The 2,375-nt window shown below is 60.2% G+C and carries 2 protein-coding genes and 1 pseudogene; 1 reads left to right on the forward strand and 2 read right to left on the reverse strand.

Features of this window, described 5'->3' with window-relative positions; all coding sequences use genetic code 11:
• Positions 1-1,267 (reverse strand): IS110 family RNA-guided transposase (locus BW990_RS20860; RefSeq protein WP_234990334.1); only part of this gene is annotated, 1,267 nt, incomplete at its 3' end.
• A gap of 136 nt (positions 1,268-1,403) precedes the next feature.
• Here BW990_RS20860 and BW990_RS20865 point away from each other — a divergent pair.
• Positions 1,404-1,757 (forward strand): annotated as a pseudogene (locus tag BW990_RS20865) (integrase core domain-containing protein); the annotation flags it as partial.
• Between the two features lie 300 nt (positions 1,758-2,057).
• On the opposite strand, the gene BW990_RS21995 reads toward BW990_RS20865, so the two are convergent.
• Positions 2,058-2,375, reverse strand: a 318-nt coding sequence (locus tag BW990_RS21995; protein WP_159441707.1) for a hypothetical protein, incomplete at its 5' end; no start/stop codon positions are given.

Below are 2,375 nucleotides of genomic sequence, written 5' to 3' on the forward strand. Positions count from 1 at the left end.
CACCAAGCCGCTGCCGCCTAATCTCAAACACAAGCCGAACCAGAGCCTCCGTAGCGAAACAGATCATACTCTCCGAAAAACTCTGACAACGGACACGCGCCATCTTGGCTGCGATCGCGGTGTAGGCCTTGCGGCGCAGATGGGCGTTGTGTCGGTCTTTTGAGATGTAGCGCTCGAACTTGTCTCGGAAGCTATTGATCCGCTTCAGGACGGCAGTTTGGCCGGCCATCCAAAGCGTGCGACGCAGGCGTGCATTGCCATACTTCGAGATCCGACTTTGACCGCGGAACATGCCGGACTGTACGGTGGCGAGGTCCATGCCGCAGAACTTCAGGAACTGCCGGTGATGCCGGAACCGACGCAGGTCACCGGCCTCGGCCAGGATGGTCATGGCGTTGATTGGGCCGATGCCGGGAATGGTCGTCAGCAACTGGTAATCTGGCAGATCGGAGAGCAGTTCGACCGCCCTGGCCTCGATCTCGTTGCGCTGCCGGACAAGGCTTCTGCCCTCTGCAAGGACAAGGCGGAACATGCGAACGGCGTCGGAATCTGCATGTACAGGCAAACCGACGGACTCGACGGCCGTGGCGTAAATATCTGAAAGCAGGCGTTCTTTGGAGACTTTCTTGCCTACCACCTGCCAGGCATCAGCGATGAAGGCCTCCCGAGTCATGGCTGTGATCATCGACGGCGTCGGATACTTCTCGAGGAACGCGAGGAACCAGTCGGTGCGCGAGCTTCGGTGAAACCGTTCGGCCTCGGGGAAGTAGAGCGGCAGGTAATGCGTCAGGATACGGTGCCAGAGCTCTGTCTTCGAACGCGAGACGATCTCGTGCGTCTTCGACAGCTCTTGGATGTCGGCAATCCCGACGACCAGAGGATCGTGAAAGAACTGCACGGCACCGATCTCCAGCATGTGCAGGATGACCTGGGCGTCCTTCGGATCGTTCTTGTCCCAGCTATTGTGCAGAGCTTCCCGCGTTCGGGCGAGGCTGACAGAAGAGACGAGCTTCAGCTCGAACCCCTGCTGTCCAAGATGATGGGCCAGCGACCGGTGATAGTTGCCGGTGGCTTCGAACCCGATCCGCACCGGTAGGTCGTAGCTGACGAGGGCTGCGGACAATCTCCTGAAATCCTCCAGCGAGTTGGTGATTGTCATTCGGCGTCGACGCTTCTTGCCTGGGATTCCAATAAGCACTTCGTGGCGATGTTTGGAAATGTCGATGGCGACCAGCACGGTCGCAGCAGTAGTATCGGTGGCGGTCATAGCCGGTCTCCTCAGCGGTGTGGTTTGTGCAAAACCACTGTTGAGACCTGAGACCCGGTTATGGCCACACGCTGCGCAATTTGAGGGCTGCGCGCGCGGCCATAACCTAAATAAGCGCTTCTTCCCGACGTGCTACGGCACCGAGTTCACCAGCCGCGCCATCCTGAAGTGGGCCGACAAGAACGGGGTGCCTTGGCATTATATCGACCCGGGCAAGCCGCAGCAGAACGCCTTCATCGAGTCGTTCAACGGCAGCCTGCGCGACGAGCTTTTGAATGAGGAGATCTTCGACACCCTGGAGGACGCCCGCAGGAAGCTGGCGCTCTGGCGCTACGATTACAACGCCGTCAGGCCGCATGCGTCTCTGGGAAACCAGACGCCGCTCGAAGCGCGCCGGACGCTTGAGCAATTTGAGGGCTCCGCGCCCGGCGCGCTTGCCCAGAACGACCGGCCAGAATACCAATCTCAAACCCGCAGACTCTCGTTATGAACGAGGGACCCAAGGGGGGCAGGTCATCGATGCCTCGCATCTGCTGGTCAGGCAGACGCTCGCGATGATCGGCATCCCCAGCAGCGCGTATTTCGATCGGTATGCGCTTTGGGTCGAAGGTGGGATCGCCGCGCTGGCGGACCGCTCACTACGCCTGAGATAGGTCTGGAACCGCATCCCGGATGACGTCCGCGAAGCCTTTGCCGCCTTCGCGCTCGATCACGAGGACCTGAGGCGGCGACCTACGGCCAAACCTTTTTAGGTTGGCCGTGGGTCGCACTATCACAGCCAATCGGCTGTTTAGAATAGAAGAGACAAATCCTCTATCTGCATCTCCGTCCCGTCCGCGAACTCGAAGCTCTCGATATGTTGCGCCATGTCCGCCACGCGCAGCTCGCCAGAGCTCTCGCCGTCGTTCCAGAGCATCCGGAGCGCGACCTGGTCCCCGCCATAGGGCAGCGGCCCGTAGTCGAGCGTATCGAAGATGAAGTCGTCGAGCGTCAGATCGCTGAAGACAATCCGATCGGCTGACCCGCTGCTCGCCGTTTCGCCGGAGAGATAGAGTTTCCCCGCGTCCTTCGCGTAACGGTAGGTGTCATTTCCGGCGCCACCGTCCGC

The sequence above is a fragment of the Roseivivax lentus genome, assembly GCF_900156805.1.
GTDB lineage: Bacteria > Pseudomonadota > Alphaproteobacteria > Rhodobacterales > Rhodobacteraceae > Roseivivax > Roseivivax lentus.